This window comes from Agromyces lapidis (genome assembly GCF_009749405.1).
In the GTDB taxonomy this organism is placed as follows: domain Bacteria; phylum Actinomycetota; class Actinomycetes; order Actinomycetales; family Microbacteriaceae; genus Agromyces; species Agromyces lapidis.
Map to the genome: position 1 here is coordinate 137,498 of NZ_WBIQ01000010.1, position 19,028 is coordinate 156,525.

Annotated in this window: 14 protein-coding genes and 2 tRNA genes; 4 read left to right on the forward strand and 12 right to left on the reverse strand. The window is 71.3% G+C overall.

Going from position 1 to position 19,028, the window contains the following annotated elements; genetic code table 11:
- Positions 1-219 precede the first annotated feature (219 nt).
- The 8 genes from GQQ93_RS16805 to serS form a co-directional block, all read right to left on the reverse strand.
- Positions 220-657 (reverse strand): hypothetical protein, encoded by a 438-nt coding sequence (locus GQQ93_RS16805; RefSeq protein ID WP_157425387.1) that lies wholly within the window; start codon positions 655-657, stop codon positions 220-222.
- Between the two features lie 19 nt (positions 658-676).
- Positions 677-1,489, reverse strand: a complete 813-nt coding sequence (locus tag GQQ93_RS16810) for a sulfite exporter TauE/SafE family protein (RefSeq protein ID WP_157425388.1) — start codon at positions 1,487-1,489, stop codon at positions 677-679.
- A 90-nt stretch (positions 1,490-1,579) separates the two neighbouring features.
- Positions 1,580-1,668 (reverse strand) — tRNA-Ser (locus GQQ93_RS16815).
- A 98-nt stretch (positions 1,669-1,766) separates the two neighbouring features.
- Positions 1,767-3,065, reverse strand: a complete 1,299-nt coding sequence (locus GQQ93_RS16820) for an LCP family protein (protein ID WP_246192387.1) — start codon at positions 3,063-3,065, stop codon at positions 1,767-1,769.
- Between the two features lie 28 nt (positions 3,066-3,093).
- Positions 3,094-3,178, reverse strand: a tRNA-Ser gene (locus GQQ93_RS16825).
- Positions 3,179-3,305: 127 nt separating this feature from the next.
- Positions 3,306-4,658, reverse strand: coding sequence for an LCP family protein (locus GQQ93_RS16830; protein WP_157425390.1), 1,353 nt, complete (start codon positions 4,656-4,658; stop codon positions 3,306-3,308).
- A gap of 63 nt (positions 4,659-4,721) precedes the next feature.
- Positions 4,722-5,555 carry an HAD family hydrolase gene (locus tag GQQ93_RS16835; RefSeq protein ID WP_157425391.1) on the reverse strand — a complete coding sequence of 278 codons (834 nt, stop codon included), beginning with the start codon at positions 5,553-5,555 and terminating at the stop codon, positions 4,722-4,724.
- Positions 5,552-6,820 (reverse strand): serine--tRNA ligase, encoded by a 1,269-nt coding sequence (gene serS / locus GQQ93_RS16840; RefSeq protein WP_157425392.1) that lies wholly within the window; start codon positions 6,818-6,820, stop codon positions 5,552-5,554. The genes GQQ93_RS16835 and serS overlap by 4 nt, the downstream gene beginning before the upstream one ends.
- A 92-nt stretch (positions 6,821-6,912) precedes the next feature.
- On the opposite strand from serS, the gene GQQ93_RS16845 reads away from it, so the two are divergent.
- Positions 6,913-7,923 carry a diacylglycerol/lipid kinase family protein gene (locus tag GQQ93_RS16845; RefSeq protein ID WP_246192388.1) on the forward strand — a complete coding sequence of 337 codons (1,011 nt, stop codon included), beginning with the start codon at positions 6,913-6,915 and terminating at the stop codon, positions 7,921-7,923.
- A 43-nt stretch (positions 7,924-7,966) separates the two neighbouring features.
- Here GQQ93_RS16845 and GQQ93_RS16850 read toward each other — a convergent pair whose 3' ends face one another.
- Both GQQ93_RS16850 and GQQ93_RS16855 read right to left on the reverse strand, forming a co-directional pair.
- Positions 7,967-9,550 carry an MFS transporter gene (locus tag GQQ93_RS16850; RefSeq protein WP_157425394.1) on the reverse strand — a complete coding sequence of 528 codons (1,584 nt, stop codon included), beginning with the start codon at positions 9,548-9,550 and terminating at the stop codon, positions 7,967-7,969.
- A 121-nt stretch (positions 9,551-9,671) separates the two neighbouring features.
- Positions 9,672-12,416 (reverse strand): alpha-N-acetylglucosaminidase TIM-barrel domain-containing protein, encoded by a 2,745-nt coding sequence (locus tag GQQ93_RS16855; RefSeq protein ID WP_157425395.1) that lies wholly within the window; start codon positions 12,414-12,416, stop codon positions 9,672-9,674.
- Positions 12,417-12,542: 126 nt separating this feature from the next.
- Between GQQ93_RS16855 and GQQ93_RS16860 the strand changes: the two genes are divergently transcribed.
- Complete coding sequence (locus GQQ93_RS16860) at positions 12,543-13,769, forward strand: ROK family transcriptional regulator (RefSeq protein ID WP_157425396.1); 1,227 nt, start codon at positions 12,543-12,545, stop codon at positions 13,767-13,769.
- A gap of 78 nt (positions 13,770-13,847) precedes the next feature.
- On the opposite strand, the gene GQQ93_RS16865 is transcribed toward GQQ93_RS16860, so the two are convergent.
- Together GQQ93_RS16865 and pheA are read right to left on the reverse strand one after the other, a co-directional pair.
- Positions 13,848-14,417: a hypothetical protein gene (locus tag GQQ93_RS16865; RefSeq protein WP_157425397.1), complete on the reverse strand. Its 570-nt coding sequence runs from the start codon at positions 14,415-14,417 to the stop codon at positions 13,848-13,850.
- A 458-nt stretch (positions 14,418-14,875) separates the two neighbouring features.
- Positions 14,876-15,838 carry a prephenate dehydratase gene (pheA, locus tag GQQ93_RS16870; protein ID WP_157425398.1) on the reverse strand — a complete coding sequence of 321 codons (963 nt, stop codon included), beginning with the start codon at positions 15,836-15,838 and terminating at the stop codon, positions 14,876-14,878.
- A 57-nt stretch (positions 15,839-15,895) separates the two neighbouring features.
- Between pheA and GQQ93_RS16875 the strand changes: the two genes are divergently transcribed.
- Together GQQ93_RS16875 and pgm are read left to right on the forward strand one after the other, a co-directional pair.
- Entirely contained in the window at positions 15,896-17,173 is a 1,278-nt protein-coding gene (locus tag GQQ93_RS16875; RefSeq protein WP_246192389.1) for a DUF445 domain-containing protein, read from the forward strand.
- 71 nt (positions 17,174-17,244) lie between these two features.
- Positions 17,245-18,873 carry a phosphoglucomutase (alpha-D-glucose-1,6-bisphosphate-dependent) gene (gene pgm / locus GQQ93_RS16880; protein WP_157425399.1) on the forward strand — a complete coding sequence of 543 codons (1,629 nt, stop codon included), beginning with the start codon at positions 17,245-17,247 and terminating at the stop codon, positions 18,871-18,873.
- The last annotated feature ends 155 nt before the right edge of the window (positions 18,874-19,028 follow it).

Consider the following 19,028-nt stretch of genomic DNA (forward strand, 5'->3'; position numbering starts at 1 on the left):
CTCTGACATTGAGTCGCTGAGCGGGTCAGTGTCGGAGTCTCCGACTCGGGTGCTCTGACATTGAGTCGCCGAGCGGGTCAGTGTCGGAGTCTCGGATTCAGGTGCTCTGACCGCGAGCCGCTGGGCGCGATGCGGCCCGGCCGCATCGACTCGCCGAAACGCGAGCACGCGGCATCCGACCAACGGATGCCGCGTGCTCGCGTGCTGGGGATGCCCCGACTACTCGGCCGAGCACACCTCGGTGACGGTGACCGCGGCGGCCTGGATGTCGCCGGTGGCGGCAGCCTGCGCGTCGGCGTCGGCCTCGAACTCCTCGGTCTCGGTGGTCGGCAGCGTGGCCGCATAGGTCTCGGCGGCCTCGATCTTCTCCTGCAGTCCGTCGAGCGCCTCGGCGAGCTTGGTGTCGTCGGCGGCCTGCTCGTCGAGCTCGTCGACGCGCTCGGAGTAGCCGTCGAGCTTCTCGAGGAGCGCAGCCTGCTCGGTCGAGGTCAGGATCGCGTTCTGCGCGCCGTTCGAGATGTCGCGCACGGCGACCCGGACGACCTCGCAGCTGTCGCTGCCCTGGGCTGTGGTGGTGTCGTCGCTGCTCGCGGCGCAACCGGTGAACAGCAGTGCGCCGGCGAAGACGAGCGCGGTGGACGTGATGATTCGTTGCATGGTGCAGTTCCCCCTGAATTCAGTGACCCGAAGAGTCTAGCGACGGCCTCCGACGGGCGCGCACGTCCTTCAGGCGGCGCAGCAGCATCTGGAGGAAGACGAACACGAGGAAGATCGAGAAGACGACGTTCGACCAGAACGGGTCGATCCCAGCCGCGATCAGGGCGCCGAGCGGCGACATCACGCTCGCCGCGATGCCGACGACGGCCGCGGTGCGCAGGTCGACGTTCTTCCGGCGCCAGTTCGCGAGCGTACCCGAGATCGATCCCGGGATCATCATCGTCAACGAGGTGCCCTTGGCGACGAGGTCGCTCGCGCCGAAGAAGAACATCAGCACGGGAACGACGATGATGCCGCCGCCGACGCCGAGCACGCCCGAGAGCACGCCCGTCACGAAACCGGTGACCACGAGCAGCGCGCCGGCGAGCCAGGTCATGCCGATCTCGCTGTCGCGCTGCGGCACCACGAACCAGAGGCTCACGATCACGACGAGGAGGAACGCCAGGAAGAACCAGTGCAGTGTGCGCACCGGAAGCTTCGCCAGGAGCGCGCTGCCCACTTGCGAGCCCACGATGATTCCGGCCGCGAGCAGCAGTGCGGCGGCCCAGTCGACGTGGCCCTGGATCGCGTAGCTCACCGCCCCCACCGCAGCAGCCGGCAGGATCGCCGCGACCGAGGTGCCCGCCGCGAGACGTTGCGGCATCCCGAGCAGCAGCACGAGCGCCGGCACGATGACGAGGCCACCGCCGATGCCGAAGAGTCCCGAGAGGAGCCCCCCGAGCATGCCGACGAGGATGAGGGGCAGGACGGCGGGGCGGTGGTACTCGGTCATCGATCCAGTTTCGTGGACGGGCTCACGGCGCGTCGCCCCGCAACGAGAAAGGCCCCCGCATCATGCGAGGGCCAAGCGTCGTGTCGTGTGCGGAGACGAGGGGATTTGAACCCCTGGTCCCCTTACGGGGACTCCACCTTAGCAGGGTGGTGCACTCGGCCGGACTATGCGACGTCTCCTTGCGGGTGCGCACGCGCACACGCGACTGTCATCATAACCCGACGACGGGCCGAATGACGATTCGAACGAGAACGAGGGGTCGCCGAGCGGCCCGAAGTTACTGGTCTTCGAGGGTTCGGCCCGCCGAGCAGCGCGTCTCGGCCGCCGTCTGGCCGGTCACGTCGGTCGGCAGCGCCTCGGTCGTGGGTGCGGGGGTCGCCGGGTCTTCGGCGGCCGGCGCCTCCTCGGCCGGCGCCTCCGCGGCCGGAGCCGCCTCGCCCTCGACCGGCACGGCCGTGGGGTCGCCGGCCGACGCGAACGAGGCCTCGTCGGCGGTCGGGTCGAAGACCACCGGGGTGTCGTTCTGCAGGGCCAGGTTCACGATCTCGGCCGAGTCGCTCGGCATGACCCCGCCGTCGGTGGTGCCGGTCGGGTACTGGATGAACGCGATCTTCGAGAGGTCGATGTCTTTCATCGCCTTCGCGATCGAGACCATCGTCGTGGGGTTCGCGAGCGAGTCGGAGAGTTCCATGTTGCCGAGCGCGGCCTTGGCGATCGAGTAGAGCGCGACCGGGTCGCCGAGGGTGCCGCCGTCCTGCAGCTTGCGGGCGAGCGCCGACATGAAGACCTGCTGGTTCGAGATGCGCCCGAGGTCGGAGCCATCGCCCACGCCGTGCCGCGTGCGCAGGAACTGCAGCGCCTCGAGGCCCTTGAGCTCGTGCATGCCGGCTGGGAGGTAGAGGTCGGTGTGCTCGTCTTCGATGGGCTCGGCCACGCAGACCTCGACGCCGCCGACGGCCTCGCTCATGGCGGCGACACCCAGGAACTGCACCGTGCCCGCGAACGGGATCGTGACGCCCGTGAGCTGCTCGACGGTCTTCACGACGCAGCCGAGCCCGCCGTAGTCGAGCACCGAGTTGATCTTCACGCCGTACTGCTCGTACAGCGGCTCGCCGGCGGGGTCTTCGGGGTCGGGGCACGCGGGCACGTCGACGAACATGTCGCGGGGAAAGCTGATGACCTCGACGTGCGAGTGATCCTGCGAGATGTGCATGAGCATCGTGACGTCGTTGAGCACGGCGGTCTCTTCGTCGGGGTCGCCGAAGCCGTCGCCCTGGCCTTCGCGGCTGTCGCTGCCGACGAGCAGCACATTCACGCCGCCCTCCATCGCGCCGACGTCGGGCACGCCCTCGAGCACGTCTTCGTTGCCGAGCGAGACGGTGGGCTTCAGGGTGTTCGCGAGGTCCCACGCGGCGTATGCGGCGACCGCGCCGCCCGAGACGAGCGCGACCGACAGGCCGATGCCCGCCACCTTCGCGAGCGTGCGTCCGATCGATCGACGCCGGAGCTTGCCGTGCTGCGCCACCGCGGGGTTCTTCGCGGCGCGCCGCGAGCTGGGTCGCAACGCTTCGTTCACCGGGATCCTCTCGTGTCTGGTGGTCGCGCGGAGGGCGTGGGATTCGAACCCACGAGACATTTCTGCCCACTGGTTTTCAAGACCAGCTCCATCGGCCGCTCGGACAGCCCTCCTTGCCCGTGCGACGGCCCCGTCGAGGGGATTCGTCGTGCAGGCAGGCCCCGATTCTAGCCGAATCGCGTTCCGTTCAGCCTCGCAGGCGCTCCTGAAAGAGCGCTGAGGCGAGGTCGGATGCCTCGCTCAGCCGTCGTTCGACGTGGTGCAGCGCACCTCGTCGCCGGTGAGTCCGGTGATGTCGGGCGGCAGCTGCTCGGCGGGCGGCGCCGACGCCGTGGCCTCCGGTGCGGGCGCCTCGGACGCCGTCTCCTCGGCGGCCTGCTCGGTGGGCTCGGCGGCCTCGGCCGCCGGGTCGGCGGGGGCCGTGCCGAACTCGGCATTCTCGTTCGCCGTCGGATCGAGGATGACCGGGCGGTCCTCCTGCAGGGCCAGGTTCACGACCTCGGCGGAGTCGGCCGCGATCACGTGCTGGCCGTCGCCGTACTCTGCGGTCGGGTATTGGATGAACGCGATCTTCGACAGGTCGACGTCTTGAAGGGTGCGTGCGATCGACATGAGCACGGTGGGCTTCTGCAGCTTGTTCGAGAGCTCCATGTTCGAGAGCACGGCCTTGGCGATCGAGTAGAGCTTCACCGGGTCGCTCAGCGTGCCGCTCGACTGCAAGGTGCGGGCGAGCGAGGCCATGAACGCCTGCTGGCTCGCGATGCGGGCGAGGTCGCTGCCGTCGCCCACAGAATGCCGCGTGCGCAGGAACGCGAGCGCGTCGTAGCCCTCGATCGTGCTCCTGCCCGCAGGAAGGTGAAGCCCCGAGTCGACGTCGTCGATGGGGTCGACGAGGCAGACCTCGACGCCGCCGACCGCCGACGACAGCGCGGCGACGCCCTTGAACTCGACGACCCCGCCGACGGGGATCTTCGTGCCGGTGAGCTGCTCGATCGTCATCACGACGCAGTTGAGTCCGCCGTGTTCCAGCACGCTGTTGAGCGGCACCTCCGACATCGCGGAGAGCGGGCCGCTCTCGGGGTCGACGGGGTCGGGGCACTCGGGCACCGCGACCATCATGTCGCGCGGAAAGCTCACGACCTCGACGTGCGAGTGGTCCTGCGAGATGTGCAGCAGCATGTTGACGTCGTTCAGCACGCCGGAGTCCAGTTCGGGGTCGCCGAACGAGCCGTCGGCCGGTCGCTTGTCGCTGCCGACGAGCAGGAAGCTGAGCCCGCCGTCCATCGCGCCGATGTCGGGCACGCCTTCGAGCATCTCCTCGTTCGCGAGCGTGACGCCGCTGCCGACCGAGCCGACGAGGTCGGCGGCCGCGTAGGCGCCGACGGCGCCCGCGCTCACGAGCAGCACGGCGGCGGCGGATGCCACGAACTTCACCGCGGTGCGCGGCCCCGTGTGCCGGGGCAGGCGGCCGTGACGTGTCGCGACGGGCGTCGCGGCGTCGTGCGCAGCGCTCGCCTCGTCGTGCTCACCCGTGGGCTCGCCGATCGGCGCGTCGACTGCGCCGTCGCCGGCGGCGGCGTCTTCTCGATCCAACGTCGTCCCCTCCCGACCCGTCGATTCTAGTCGTGCACCCCGGTCACGGCTCGATTCCGCAGCTCAGGGAAGCGAGTCGAGCGCTGTGGCGAGACCGGCCTCGACGACCGGGCCGGTCACCTCGCCGGCGGCGGCGCGCACCTCCTCGGGGGCCTGGCCCATCGCGACGGCACGCCCGGCGGAGCCCGCCCAGGCGAACATCTCGAGGTCGTTGCGCCCGTCGCCGGCGGCGAACACGCGGGCGGCGTCGACGCCGAGCCATCCGCGGACCCGCTCGAGCGCGGTCGCCTTGTTGACGCCGTCGGGGGCGATGTCGAGCCACGCGGTCCAGCCGATCGCGTAGCTCACGTGGTGGAGCCCCATCTGGTCGACGATGCCGAAGAACTCCTCGAGCCCGTGCTCGAGGCTCGTCACGACGACGCGCGTCGCGCGCTGGTCGAGCAGTTCGTCGAAGACGACCTCGCGGGCGTTCTCGAGGTTCCACTCGGTCATGCCCTCGGTGTAGAGGCGGTAGCCGTCGGGGAGTTCGACCATGAACTTGCCCGACGGGAGGAAGGCGCGGATGCGTTCGAGCACCGCCGTCGGGTCGAAGGTCTCGACGTGCTCGCGCACGTACCCGTCGGGCGCGGTGTCGTCACGGCGCATCGTGATGGCGCCGTTCGCGCACACCACGTACTCGGGCGCGAGACCGAGCGCCTCGATCACCGGCCTCGTCGTCGACCACGAGCGGCCGGTCGCGAGCGTGACGAGGTGGCCCCGCTCGACCGCGCGGGCGACCGCATCGGCGACGGCGTCGTCGATCGTGCCGTCCTCGTGCATGATCGTGCCGTCGACGTCGAGCGCGACGAACCACGCCTCGGCCGCGACCTCGGTCTCGTGCGCTCGCTCGATGCTCATCGTGCGACGGGCTCGAGTCGCTCGAGTCCGCCGAGGTAGCCGCGCAGCGCCTCGGGCACCACCACCGAGCCGTCGGCCTGCTGGTGCGTCTCGAGGATGGCGACGAGCCAGCGCGTCGTCGCCAGCGTGCCGTTGAGGGTCGCGACGGGCGCCGTCTTGCCGCTCTCGGTGCGGTGGCGGATGTCGAGGCGGCGAGCCTGGAACGTCGTGCAGTTCGAGGTCGAGGTGAGCTCGCGGTACGCGCCCTGCGTCGGCACCCACGCCTCGACGTCGTACTTGCGGGCAGCGCTCGACCCGAGGTCGCCGGCCGCGGTGTCGATCACGCGGTACGTGAGGCCCAGGTCTTGCAGCATGCCCTCCTGCCAGGCGAGCAGGCGCTGGTGCTCGGCCTCGGCGTCGGCCGGGTCGATGTAGGTGAACATCTCGAGCTTGTTGAACTGGTGCACGCGGATGATGCCGCGGGTGTCCTTGCCGTGCGAGCCGGCCTCGCTGCGATAGCACGTCGACCACCCGGCGTAGCGGATGGGCCCGTTCGACACGTCGATGATCTCGTCGGCGTGGTACCCGGCGAGCGCGACCTCGCTCGTGCCGGTGAGGTAGAGCTCCTGCTCGGGCAGGTAGTACACCTCGTCGGCGTGCGCACCGAGGAAGCCGGTGCCGTTCATGATCTCGGGGCGCACGAGCGTGGGCGTGATGAGCGGGGTGAAACCGGCCGCGATCGCGCGGTCGAGGCCCATGTTCATGAGCGCGAGCTCGAGGCGGGCGCCGACGCCCTTGAGGTAGTGGAAGCGCGCGCCAGACACCTTCGCGCCGCGCTGCATGTCGATCGCGTCGAGCAGCTCGCCGATCTCGAGGTGGTCGCGCGGCTCGAACGCGAATGCGGGGATCTCGCCGACCTCGCGGAGCACGATGTAGTCGTCTTCACCGCCCGCGGGCACCCCGTCGATGACGACGTTGCCGAGCTTCTGCACGGCGAGCGTGAACGCCGCCTCGGCGTCGCTCACGGCCTGGTTCGCGGCCTTGACCTTGCCCGCGAGCTCCTGCGCCTGTGCGACGAGCGCGGCCTTGGCGTCTTTCGGCGCCTGCGCGACCTGCTTGCCGAAGGCGTTCTGCTCGGCGCGCAGCGCCTCGAAGACGGTGATCGCGGTGCGGCGTGCGGCGTCGGCGGCCACCGCATCGTCGACGAGCTCCGAGGACTCGCCGCGGAGCTCCTGCGAACGCTTGATCAGGTCGGGGTTCTCGCGGAGCAGTACGGGATCGATCACCCGAGCAAGTCTAGCCCGGGGCATCCGACACCATTCATGGGCAGGATGCGCCCGTTGGCCGTGTTCTCGGGTGGATGCAATACGGTGGCAGCGTGTCGGACGATCGGAACGAGCGGCAGGGGGATGCCGCGCAGCCGCGCCTGCGCGCCGCCGTGATCTTCAACCCCAGCAAGCAGGGCACCGATGCGCTGCGGGCGGCGATCGGCCGCGCCGAGGAGCGGCAGTCGTACGCGCCCAGCCTCTGGATCGAAACCGCCGTCGACGATCCCGGCAAGGGCATGGCCCGCGAAGCGGCCGAGGCCGGCGTCGACCTCGTGATCGCCGCAGGCGGCGACGGCACCGTGCGATCGGTCGCCGCCGCGCTCCGCGGCACCGGGATCCCTCTCGGCATCGTGCCGCTCGGCACCGGCAACCTGTTCGCCCGAAACCTCGACATTCCCGTGAACGACATCGACGACGCGGTCGTGCTGGCCTTCGCCGGCATCGACCGCGCGGTCGACGTCATCGTCGCCGACGTCACCCGCCCCGACGGCGACGACGAGACGCACGTCTCGCTCGTGATGGCCGGCATCGGCATCGACGCCGAGATGATCCAGAACACGAACCCCGAGCTCAAGAAGCGGGTCGGCTGGCTCGCCTACGTCGACGCGGGCCTGCGGGCGCTGCCCGCCTCGAAGCCCTACCGCGCGGTGTACCGGCTCGAGTCGCGCCGCCACCACCGGGCCCGGGTCGCGAGCATCCTCGTCGCGAACCTCGGCTACCTGCCGGGCAACATCGAGCTCATCCCCGACGCCGAGATCGACGACGGGCACCTCGACGTGGTCGTGCTGCAGCCGCGCAACCTGCTCGGCTGGCTGCTCATCTGGCGCACGGTCGTGTGGGAGAACCGGGTGCTGCGCAAGTCGGCCCTCGGGCGGCAGTTCATCGACCTCACGAGCGGCAACCGCAAGCAGCAGATCGTCTACCGTCGCGGCCGCTCGGTCGAGCTCGAGATCGAGGGCGGCCCGCAGGAGTTCGAGATCGACGGCGACGAGTTCGGCAGCGTCGTGTCGGCGCGGTTCCGCGTCGACCCGGCGGCGCTCGTGGTGCGCGTCCCGCGCTGAGGCGGGCCCGGCCGGGCGCCGGGCTCCGGGCGCTGCGCCGGCCTCAGCCGAGCATGGTCCCCTCGGCCGCCTCCGTGGGCTTCGGGTCGGGCAGCCGCCGCATCCGCAACGCGTTCAGTACCCCGAGCAGGCCCGCGAGGATCGGCACGAGCAGCGCGATCTGGAGCGCGATGAACCGGGAGTCGGTGTTGATGCGCAGGATCTCCTCCTGCACCTCGGGCGTCTCATCGGCGACGAGCTCCTCGAGCCCGGTGTTCGTCATGATCTCGGCGTCCTCTTCGAGCACGGTCGCCACCTGCTCCTGCTGATCGGGGCTCAGCACGGTGCTCGACTCGGCGCTCGCAGTGAAGGTGAAGGCGAGCGTCGCGAGCATGATCGCCCCGGCGAAGGCCAGGCCGAACGAGAGGCCGAACGAGCCCGCGGCGGAGTTCACGCCCGCCGCCTCGCTGACCCGTTCGTCGGAGATCGGCGAGAGCGTGTAGTTGTTCAGCTGCGAGACGAGCAGCCCCAGGCCGCAGCCCGCGACGATCAGGGGCAGCGTGAGGTACCAGCCCGAGTCGGCGATCGGCACGATCGGCACGATCGCCGCGACCCCGACGACGACGAGGGCGAAGCCCCACAGGATGATCGTGGCCGGCCGCCGCTTCAGGCCGCGGCCGGCGAGCAGTGCGACGACGAACATGCTGAGCGAGAGCGGCGCGATCGAGAGACCCGCCTGCAGGGCGTTGTACTCGAACACCATCTGCAGGTAGATCGGCAGCACGATCATCGTACCGCCGAGGGCGATCTGCTGCAGCAGCTGGCCGCTCGCCCCGGTGCGGAACATCTTCGATTCGAAGAGTGCGGGGTCGAGGAGCGTCGGCCTCCCGCGGCGCTTGCGGTTGCGCAGCCAGAAGACGAGGAGCCCGAGCCCGACCACCCCGATGCCGATGATCAGGCCGACGTAGCCGCCGCCCTCCTGCCACACGAGGATGCCGGTGACGACGCCGCCCATGCCGACGATCGAGAGCAGGGCGCCGACGTAGTCGACCGAGCGCTCGCCGTGGTACGGCACGTCTTTCACGAGGCCGATGCCCGCGAGCACGACCGCGATGATGACCGCCTCGAGCGCGAAGCCGACCCGCCACGAGAGGAACGTCGTGATGAACCCGCCGAGCAGCGGGCCCACCGCCGCGGCGATGGCGGCCGATGCCCCCACGAGCGCGTACACCCGCTTCTGGTGCGCGCCCTCGAAGTTGCCGTGGATGAGCGACTGCATCGCCGGCAGCAGCAGCGAGGCGCCGATGCCCCCGATGAAGGCCCAGAAGATGATGATCGCCGTGAGGTCCTGCGCGAACACCATCGCGATCGCGCCGATCGCGTAGCCGAGCAGTCCGAGCACGTAGGCGAGCTTGCGGCCGATCAGGTCGCCCGTCTTGCCTCCGATGAGGATGAACGCCGCGGACACGAGCGCCTCGAGCGCGATCGCCCCCTGCACGCCGCTCACGGTCGTGTCGAGATCGTGCACGACCGCGGAGATCGACACGTTCATGAGGGAGGTGTCGACGACCAGCACGAACATCGCCATCGCCAGCAGAATGGCGAGCTTCCCGTTGAACTTCACCTCAGCGACTCCACGAGAGTCCATGGCTCACCTAAGCACACTGCGACCCCGCCCGGAAGGGGCGCCGGCGTCCCAGTTCGGGGTCTCGGGCGGAGCCGACCGATGCCGATCGGCCGATCGGCCCCGCCCGAGCCTCAGCCGGCGATCACTCGCAGCTCACGGCGGCATCCGCCCAGTCCGCGCGGTCCCACCACTCGGCCTGGCCGGCGGGCGAGCCGGCCGCGTTCGGATCGACGACCAGTTCGAGCGTCTGCACGCCGGCGAGCTCGACGGCGACCTCTGCCGAAAGGCCCTTGGTCATCGCGCCGCTGTCGTAGAGGAGCTCGCCGTCGCCGAGCACCCGGAAGATCACGTTGGGCGACGCACCGGCCTTGTTCATGACGTCGTCGATGCCGACCACCGCCTCGAACGTCGTGCACCGCCCGCCGAGGTTGAAGCCGATCGTCGTCGGCGAGTTCACGCCGAGGCCCTTCGCGTACTCGACACCCGCCAGGCGGATCGGCTTGCCGTCGCCGTACGCGGCCTCCCCGATCTCGGTGTCGCGCTCGATCGGGCCGTACGCCGTGTTCAGCGACACCGAGGCGAACGGCAGCTCGGACAGGAAGTGGGTTCCCGCCGTCGGCGCCTCGGGCACATCGGGCACGGTCGCATCGTGCGCTGCGGCGGCGAGGCCCGCGAGGGCGACGATGTCGCCCTCGGGTTCCGTGAGGAACTCCGAGGTGTCGGTCGAGCCGGTGAACTCGGCCCCCACCGCGTACCAGTCGATCGCCGCCGGCGCCTTCCCGGTGTCGAAGGCGGTCTGGATGCTCGCGAAGAAGCGCTCCCACCGATCGGTGTAGTAGCCGCCGACGAGCCCCTGCCACTCGCGGTTCGCGTAGTCGTTGAGGCCGGCGTTCACCGCGCTGCGGTCGCCCCAGGTCGTCACGATCGATCGCGCGTCGAACTCCAGGCGATCGGCCTCGGCGTCGTCCGCGGCGGCGGCGCGCGCATCCGCGATCCACCGTCCGAGGAGCATCTGCGGCTGGGTCGCGGCGATGTCGTCGAGCAGCGCCATGTTCGCGAGCCACTCCTCGCTGAGCTGCGTGAACGCCTCGCGATCGCGCATGCCGTACGCCTGCTGCAGCTGGGGCAGGAGGATCCGCGAGGTGTTCGACGTCACCTGACGGGAGACGTCCATCAGGTCGTAGCGGTAGCTCGGCACCTCGGCCGCAGCCGGAGCAGCGGCGAGCAGGTGGTCGAGCGCCTCGGCGAAGCGGTCGGGGTCGTACGAGAAGCTGCTCGGCGACCACTCCGCGGCGCGGCTCGCCGAGAGCGACGGCCGCGCGCCGTAGAGCCCGTCGTGGGCCTCGCTGTAGCCCTCGTTGTCGGGCAGCGTGTACGCCGTCTCGGCGAGGATGCGCCATGCCGCCTTCAGCACCGGGTCGTCGATCCCGTAGCGACGCTCGGTCCAGGCGTCGAACCACGCGTTCACGTCGACGGGGCCGTCGCGCCAGGCGAGCCCGGCGAAGAAGTCGATCGCGGCGGGGTTGTTGAGCCCGCCCTCGGGCAGGGCCGCGATGCCGTCGACGCGGCTGCCCTCGCGGTTCAGCCATTCGTCGAACAGTTCGTTCCACTTCGTGAGCTCGGCGCCCATCGTCGTGTGGCCGCCGAAGTTCCAGATCGTGCCGAATGCGTACGGCACCCCGCTCCACTTGGCCTCGAGGTCGCCGCGCTCCCAGCGGTCCGAGAGACCGTCCACGATGAACGTCGTCTCGGGATCCACCGCTGCGGCGACATCCTCGGGCGGGTTGTTCTGCCAGCCGAGCAGCACCCACGTGGCATCCGGATGCGCCGTCTGCAATGCCGTCTCGATCGCCCGCGTGGCCGCGGGCACATCGACGGTGCCGCGACGGCCGCCCTCGTGCAGGACGTCCATCTTGTAGGCGTCGGAGGCGCCCAGCAGGCGTTCGGACTCCTCGTAGAAGGCGTCGGCGAGGTCGGTGAACACCGCCGAGTTCGGGTCGAGCCAGCCCGGCCGCTCGAAGCCGACCCAGCCGCCCTGGGGCTCGACCCGCGCGCCGGCGTTGCGCTCCGCGAAGTCGGTCGGCACGGTGCCGAAGTAGCCGGGGAGCACGGGGGTCATGTCGAGCTCACGCAGACGGTCGGCGATCTTCCGTCCGAGCTCGGCGCGCTCGGCGAGCAGTGCGTCGCTGGTGCCGGCGGGGTAGCTCGACATGTTCTGCAGCAGCCACCACGGCTGGTGACCGGGCAGCGGGATCCACGCGCGCGCCTCCTCGGCGGAGTAGCCGAACTGCGTGAGCACCTCGAAGTACACGGCCTCGGAGCCGACCGGCATGAAGACCTCGTTGAAGCCGAGCGCAGCGAGCTCGTCGATCTCGCGCTCCCACTGCTCCCAACTGCGGGAGGCGCCCGTGTAGCCGTCTTCGGTGTCATTGCCGTAGAAGCGGTGCGAGACGTTCGAGCTCGCCGTGATCGGCGAGCTCGGCAGCGGCAGCGCGGCGTCCTCGTCGAGGTTGCGCACGTTCCACGAGATCGACTGCCCGATCGTGCCGAGGTAGGCGTTGACCCCCGCGATAGCGGTGGCCGGGTCGGTCGCGGCCACGCGCACGTGGTTGCGCTTGGAGGTGACCTCGTACCGGTCGGCGCCGTCGGCGGGGTCGAGCTTCGCGAAGTCGAAACCGTCTGCCGCGTCGCCGAGCAGGCGGTCGGCCGCGGAGCGGGCCGACTCGAGTCCGGGCGCCGTCTTGGGCGGCACGTCGAGTTTCGCGGTGCGATCGGGTGGCTCTGCGCTCGCGCCGACGGCGGAGCCGGTCACGAGCAGAAGGGACGTCGCGAGCGCCGCGAGCGGCGCGATCACCGCGCGTCGTCGGCTGGGCGTTGGGTGCATCATCGGGCCTTTCGCCAGGGAGGAGTGCGCGCGGTCCGCGCGGTCACGACCGACCCAACCAGAGCCCCGACCATTACGCAAGGTCTTAACGTAAAGTCTCGGCTAAAGTAATCTCGGAACGGAGCCCGAATGAACGACCCGATCGTCGGCACCGCACGGCTGAAGCGCTACAACACCGCGCGCGTGCTCGATGAACTGCGCACCGGCGCCGTTCCGCAGCGCATCGTCGAGGTCGCCGAGCACACGGGACTGACCCGCTCGACGGTCGCCACGATCGTGGAGGAGCTCGAAGCCGACGGCTGGCTGCAGCGCCACGACCCCGCGGGATCGCTCGGGCGGCCGGCCGCCCGCTTCTCGGTCACGCCCGGCCGGTTCCACGTGGTCGGGGTCGACATCGGCCTGCACCGGGTCGTCGCCGAGGTGGCGGATGCCTCGGGCGCGGTCCTCTCCTCGGCGGATGCGCAGCACGAGCTGCACGACGGGCGGGCGCTGCTCCAGCTCGTGGGAGCGACGATCGACCGCGCGCTCGGCGGCGCCGGGTTGACCCGCCCCGAGGTCGCGGCGCTCTCCATCGCGAGCGTCGGCATGATCGATCACGCCGAGGGTCGCGTCCGGGTCATCCGCGGCATCGACGCCTGGTCCGACCTCGACCTGACCCGCGAGCTCGGCCGCGGCTTCGCCTGCCCGGCCGAGCTCGACAACGACGCCAACCTCGCGGCCCTCGCGATGTCGCGGCTCGACGACTGCCCGCCCTCCTTCCTCACGGTGCAGTGGGGCGAACGGCTCGGCGCCGGACTGGTGCTCGACGGGCGCCTGTACCGCGGGCCGCTCGGCGCCGCGGGCGAGATCGGGGCGCTGCGGGTGGTCGACCCCTGGAGCGGCGAACCGGCCGCGCTCGAGGCGGTCGTCGGGGCCGAGCGGATCGACGAGGTCGCCCGCCTCGTGGCCGCGCGCGATCCGTTCACCCGGCTCGCCTCGGTGCTCGGCGCCGAGGCGGCGACCGCCCAGGTGTTCGAGCGGGCCAACGACGGCGAACGCGCGGCGATCGAGATCGTCGATCTGCTCGCCGACGTCGCGGCGCGCGCCCTCGCACCGATCCTGCTCGCCCTCGACCTGCATCGCATGTACATCACCGGGGGCATCGCCCGCGGGGGCGAGGTGCTCACCGCCGCGCTCGAACGCCGCCTCGCGGTCGGCGGCGCCGCCCCGGTCGAGGTGCGCCTCTCGCCGTTCACCGAGAACACGGTCGTGCGGGGAGCGATCACCGCGGCGCTGCAGTCCGCCTGGGACACCGCCCTCGACGGCGGCCTCGACCGCCGAGATCGCGCCGCGGAACCGCGCCGGGCCGCCCGCTGACGAGTTCGCCGTGCGCGGCGTCAGCCGGTGGCAGCCGCGTCGGCCCGCGTCGGCCGGCGTCAGCCGGTGGCAGCCGCGTCAGCCCGCGTCGGAGCCGGCCCGGCGGGGCTCGCCGCGGGCCGCCCGCCCGACCTCGATCACGACGAGGGCGACGAGCGCGGCGACCGCGGCCGACGCCAGCGGCCCGATCAGCATCTGGGCGACCTGGCCGAGCGCCATCGTGTTCAGCTTCGCCTGCTGATCGTCGGAGACGTTCCCCTCGGGCGTGAACTGCAGGCCCGAGCCGGCCGCGTTGCCCTCGGCCGAGAGCGCGACCGCCCAGGCGATCAGCACGACGGCGGCCGCCACGATCGCGGCCAGCGCCCACCACGCGGGGCCGCGCCGGAATCGCGGGGCACCCGCCGCGTCGGCGGACCGCGTGCCGTCGTGGAGGTTCGCGGCCACGCCCGTCACCACGACCGCGCCGACCGCGCCGCCCATGAGCAGCGCCGGCGCGAGCGCCCAGCCGAGCACGCGCAGGTTCTCGGCGGACTGGTCGACGATGCCGCTGTAGTAGCTGAACTCCGAGTTCACGCTCCACGCCAGCCAGAGGCCGAGCAGCATCGCTCCCCCGGTCACGGCCCACCCGGCGAGCAGCAAGCTGCGCACGCGTGCGGCGTCCGCACGGCGATCGGGCTCAGGGTTCCGGAGCGGTTCCGAGTACGGGCGCGGGCGCGGCCCGACCGTCGGTTCGGAGTCCGGCCGGCCTGTCGGATGCGGCCGGACAGTCGGATCCGGGCGGCCTGTCGGGTCCGGGCGCGCAGCGGTCGGACCCGGGCGCGCCGTCGGCTCGTCCGGCGCCGACGACTCGGGCTCGGGGGCCGTGCGCGGGGCATCGGCCACCCGGCCGCCGACCGCCGCTCGGGACGCCAGCGGCTCGGGCGCGCCGGCCGTGCCGTGCCCGGCTTCTCCCTCGGTTCGGTCGACCTGCCTGGCGATCGACGGCGTCGCGGCCCCGCCGTCGCGCGACGCGTCGTAGCCGCGCTGGAACCGCGGGTCGTACCTCGGGTCCACGCCCCGATCGCCGTCGGCCATCGTCGACCTCCTCGCTCGCGACGGGTCGCCGGTCAGGCGCCGTCGGGTTCGCCGCTCAAGATGCCGCGCAACCAGTCGCGGGCCTCGATGAAGATCTCGTCATCGTACTTCGAGTGGTAGGCGACCTCCTGCTCGTCGGCGCGCGGATACGAGCCGAGGAAGATCACCTTCGGGCTCGTGCGGCGCAGGCCCAGCAGGGCGTCGGCGACGCGTTCGTCGGCCGCGTGCCCGTCGAGGTCGACGACGAAGCGGTACCGTCCGAGGGCGTCGCCGATCGGTCGCGACTGGATGAGCGAGAGGTTCACGCCCCGGGTCGAGAACTGCTCCAGCATCGCGAGCAGCGCACCCGGCTCGTCGTCGGGCAGCTCGACGATGAGGCTCGTCTTGTCGGCGCCGGTCGGCTCGGGCAGCACCCGCGAGCGGCTGACCAGCACGAAGCGGGTCACCGCGTTCGGATTGTCGCCGAGGTCGCGCGCGAGCACCTCGACGTCGAGGTGCTCGGTGATGCCGGGCGGCGCGACGGCCGCGTCGGCCTGCGAGTCCTCGAAGAGGGATGCCGCGGCCGCGACGTTGCTCGTCGCCGGGATGTGCCCGTGGTCGGGCAGCTCGCGCTCGAGCCAGCCCCGCGACTGGGCGTAGGCGACGGGGTGCGCGTTGACGACCTTCACCTCCGCGAGCGTCGTTCCGTGTCGCGCGACCAGCACGAAGTTCACGGGCACGAGGTACTCGCCGACGATGCGAAGACCCGGCACCGTCGCGAGCGCATCCTGCGTGGCGCTCACTCCGCCGTCGATCGAGTTCTCGATCGCGATCATCGCCGCCGTCGACCGGCCGCTCACGACGTCGGCCAGCGCCTCGCCGACGTTGTTCACCGAACGCCAGTGCTTGCCCGCGGCCTCGGGCACCTGCTTCAGGGCCGCTTCGGTGAAGGTGCCGGCCGGACCGAGGTACGAGTACGTCTCGTCGGGGGGTGTCGGCGTGGCATCCGTGGTCATGCGCCAAGCCTAACGAGCACCGCGTGAGGCGCCTGAAATACTGCGGAGGTGGACGCGGTGACGACGAAGACCGTGCCGCCCGTGCCGAGCGACGCGGAGCGGCTCGCCGCGCTGCGCCGCATGAAGCGCGTCGCCACGAGCCTGCTCCTCGTCGCCGCGGCGGTGTTCGCCGTGTCGTTCGCGCTGCAGGACGACATCGCGTGGCTCGGCTACGTGCGCGCCGCCGCCGAGGGCGCGATGGTCGGCGCGATCGCCGACTGGTTCGCGGTGACGGCGCTCTTCCGGCACCCGCTCGGCATCCCCATCCCCCACACCGCGATCATCCCGAAGCGCAAGGACGAGATCGGGGCGAGCCTCGGCGCGTTCGTCGAGCACGAGTTCCTCTCCGACGAGGTCGTGCTCGGCAAGCTCCGCTCGATCGGCATCTCACGACGGGTCGGCGGATGGCTCGCCCAGCCCGCGAACGCCGAGCGGGTCACCGCCGAGGCTGCGGTCGCGGCCCGTGGCATCCTCACCCTGCTCGGCGACGACGACGTCGAGGACGTCATCGAGCGGCTCGCCCGCCGCCATCTCTTCGAACCCGAGTGGGGGCCGGCGATCGGCCGGATCGGTGCGAGCCTCGTCGCCGCCGACCAGCAGCGCGCCGCCGTCGACGCCGTGCTCGAGAAGGCCGAGTCGTGGCTGGCCGCGCATCCCGAGGCGTTCGGGCGAATGGTCTCCGAGCGGCTGCCGCGGTGGATGCCCGGGTTCGTCGACCGCCTCGTCGACGACCGCGCCCACCGCGAGGTGCTCGCCTTCGTGCGTGCGGTGCGCGCCGACGACGCGCACCCCCTGCGACTCGCGGTCGACCGCTACCTCGCCGAACTCGCGGGCGACCTGCAGCACGACCCCGAGATGATCGCCCGGGTCGAGCGGCTCAAGGCCGAGCTGCTCGCGAGCCCGCGCGTGCGCGAGTTCGCGGGCGAGGCGTGGAGCGCGGTGAAATCGACGCTCGAGGAGGGGCTCGCCGACCCGGCGAGCGAGCTGCGGATCGCGCTGCGCGACGCCGTCGTCGAGGTCGGCACGCGCCTCGCGACCGACGCGGCACTCGCAGCGAAGGTCGATGCCTGGCTGACGGAGGCCGCGGCCTACGTCGTGCGCAACTACCGGCACGAGATCGCGGGCGTCATCACCGAGACCGTCGAACGATGGGACCCGCGGGAGACGACCGAGAAGCTCGAGCTGCAGGTCGGTCGCGACCTGCAGTTCATCCGCATCAACGGCACCGTGGTGGGCGCCCTCGCCGGTCTCGCGATCTACTCGATCGCGACCGCGCTGCACGCGCTCGCGGGTTGAGGCGGGCGCTCGCAGGGTGAGCCGGGCGCTCGCGGGTTGAGGCGGGCTCCGCCCCGCGCCAGACTGATCGCATGCACGAGCGAGCAGGCACCCCGGCGACCGAATCCGACCTCATCGACGTGGAGGCCCTCGTCAGGGCCTACTACGAGCTGAAGCCGGATGCCTCGGTGCCCGGGCAGCGCGTCGTGTTCGGCACCTCGGGGCACCGCGGGTCATCCCTCACCACGAGCTTCAACGAGCACCACATCCTCGCGACGACGCAGGCGATCGTCGAGTACCGCGCCGCGCAGGGCATCACCGGCCCGCTCTTCATCGGCGCCGACACCCATGCGCTGAGCGCCCCCGCGCAGACCACCGCGCTCGACGTGCTCGTCGGCAACCAGGTGCGCGTGCTCGTCGACGAGTACGACGACTACGTGCCGACCCCGGCGCTCTCGCACGCGATCCTGACGTGGAACAACGACCCCGCCAAGCGCGCCGAGGGCGAGGCCGACGGCATCGTCATCACGCCGTCGCACAACCCGCCGCAGGACGGCGGCTTCAAGTACAACCCGCCGCACGGCGGCCCGGCCGACAGCGACGCGACCTCGTGGATCGCCGCCAGGGCGAACGAGCTCATCGAAGGCGGGCTGCGCGGCGTGCTGCAGGCCGAGCCGAGCGCGGTCGAGACCTACGACTTCCGCGGCGCATACGTGGCCGACCTCGCGAACGTGATCGACTTCGAGGCGATCCGTCGCTCGGGCATCCGTATCGGCGCCGACCCGCTCGGCGGCGCATCCGTCTCGTACTGGGGCGCCATCCGCGACGCCTACGGACTCGACCTCACCGTCGTCAACGAGCGGGTCGACCCGCGCTGGGCGTTCATGACGCTCGACTGGGACGGCAAGATCCGCATGGATCCGTCGAGCCGCAACGCGATGGCCTCGGTCGTCGCGCAGGCGGGGTCGTACGACATCCTGACCGGCAACGACGCCGACGCCGACCGGCACGGCATCGTCACCCCCGACGGCGGCCTCATGAACCCGAACCACTACCTCGCCGTCGCGATCGAGTTCCTGTTCAGCCACCGCGACGGCTGGCGGCCCGACGCCGCGATCGGCAAGACGCTCGTCTCGTCGTCGATGATCGACCGGGTCGCGGCCTCGCTCGGCCGCCGCCTCTGGGAGGTGCCGGTCGGCTTCAAGTGGTTCGTGCCGGGGCTCGTCGACGGCTCGGTCGGCTTCGGCGGCGAAGAGAGCGCGGGCGCGTCGTTCCTGCGCTTCGACGGCACCGTGTGGACGACCGACAAGGACGGCATCCTGCTCTGCCTGCTCGCGGCCGAGATCCGTGCGGTCACCGGCAAGTCGCCGTCGGAGCTCTACGCGGAGCTCGTCGAGCGGTTCGGCGACCCCGCCTACGAGCGGGTGGATGCCCCGGCGAACGCCGCGCAGAAGGCCGCCCTCGGCAGGCTCGACGGCGATTCCATCGCGGCGACGGAGCTCGCCGGCGCCCCGATCACGGCGAAGCTCTCGCACGCGCCGGGCAACGGCGCCGCGATCGGCGGGGTGAAGGTCGAGACGGCCGACGCGTGGTTCGCGGCGCGGCCGAGCGGCACTGAAGACGTCTACAAGATCTACGCGGAGTCGTTCCGCGGTGCCGACCACCTCGCCGAGGTGCAGGCCGAGGCGAAGCGCATCGTCGACGCCGCGCTGGGCAGCTGAGACCCCACCGCCCGCCGCGGTAGCGCTGCCGCCACTGCGCTGCTGCGCTGCTGCGCTGCTGCGCTGCTGCGCTGCTGGTGCAGGAAAATGGGCGCTATCCCTGTCTGACAGCCGGGCTCAGCGCACTTTTCCTGCACAAGCAGGCTGGCTGCTCG

Bases quoted from the DNA above. Each gene is read 5' to 3' on its own strand.
- pgm (WP_157425399.1), top strand. From the start codon at position 17,245: ATGCACGAGCGAGCAGGCACCCCGGCGACCGAATCCGACCTCATCGAC.
- GQQ93_RS16810 (WP_157425388.1), bottom strand. From the start codon at position 1,489: ATGACCGAGTACCACCGCCCCGCCGTCCTGCCCCTCATCCTCGTCGGC.
- GQQ93_RS16835 (WP_157425391.1), bottom strand. From the start codon at position 5,555: ATGAGCATCGAGCGAGCGCACGAGACCGAGGTCGCGGCCGAGGCGTGG.
- GQQ93_RS16850 (WP_157425394.1), bottom strand. From the start codon at position 9,550: ATGGACTCTCGTGGAGTCGCTGAGGTGAAGTTCAACGGGAAGCTCGCC.
- GQQ93_RS16860 (WP_157425396.1), top strand. From the start codon at position 12,543: ATGAACGACCCGATCGTCGGCACCGCACGGCTGAAGCGCTACAACACC.
- GQQ93_RS16805 (WP_157425387.1), bottom strand. From the start codon at position 657: ATGCAACGAATCATCACGTCCACCGCGCTCGTCTTCGCCGGCGCACTG.
- pheA (WP_157425398.1), bottom strand. From the start codon at position 15,838: ATGACCACGGATGCCACGCCGACACCCCCCGACGAGACGTACTCGTAC.
- GQQ93_RS16855 (WP_157425395.1), bottom strand. From the start codon at position 12,416: ATGATGCACCCAACGCCCAGCCGACGACGCGCGGTGATCGCGCCGCTC.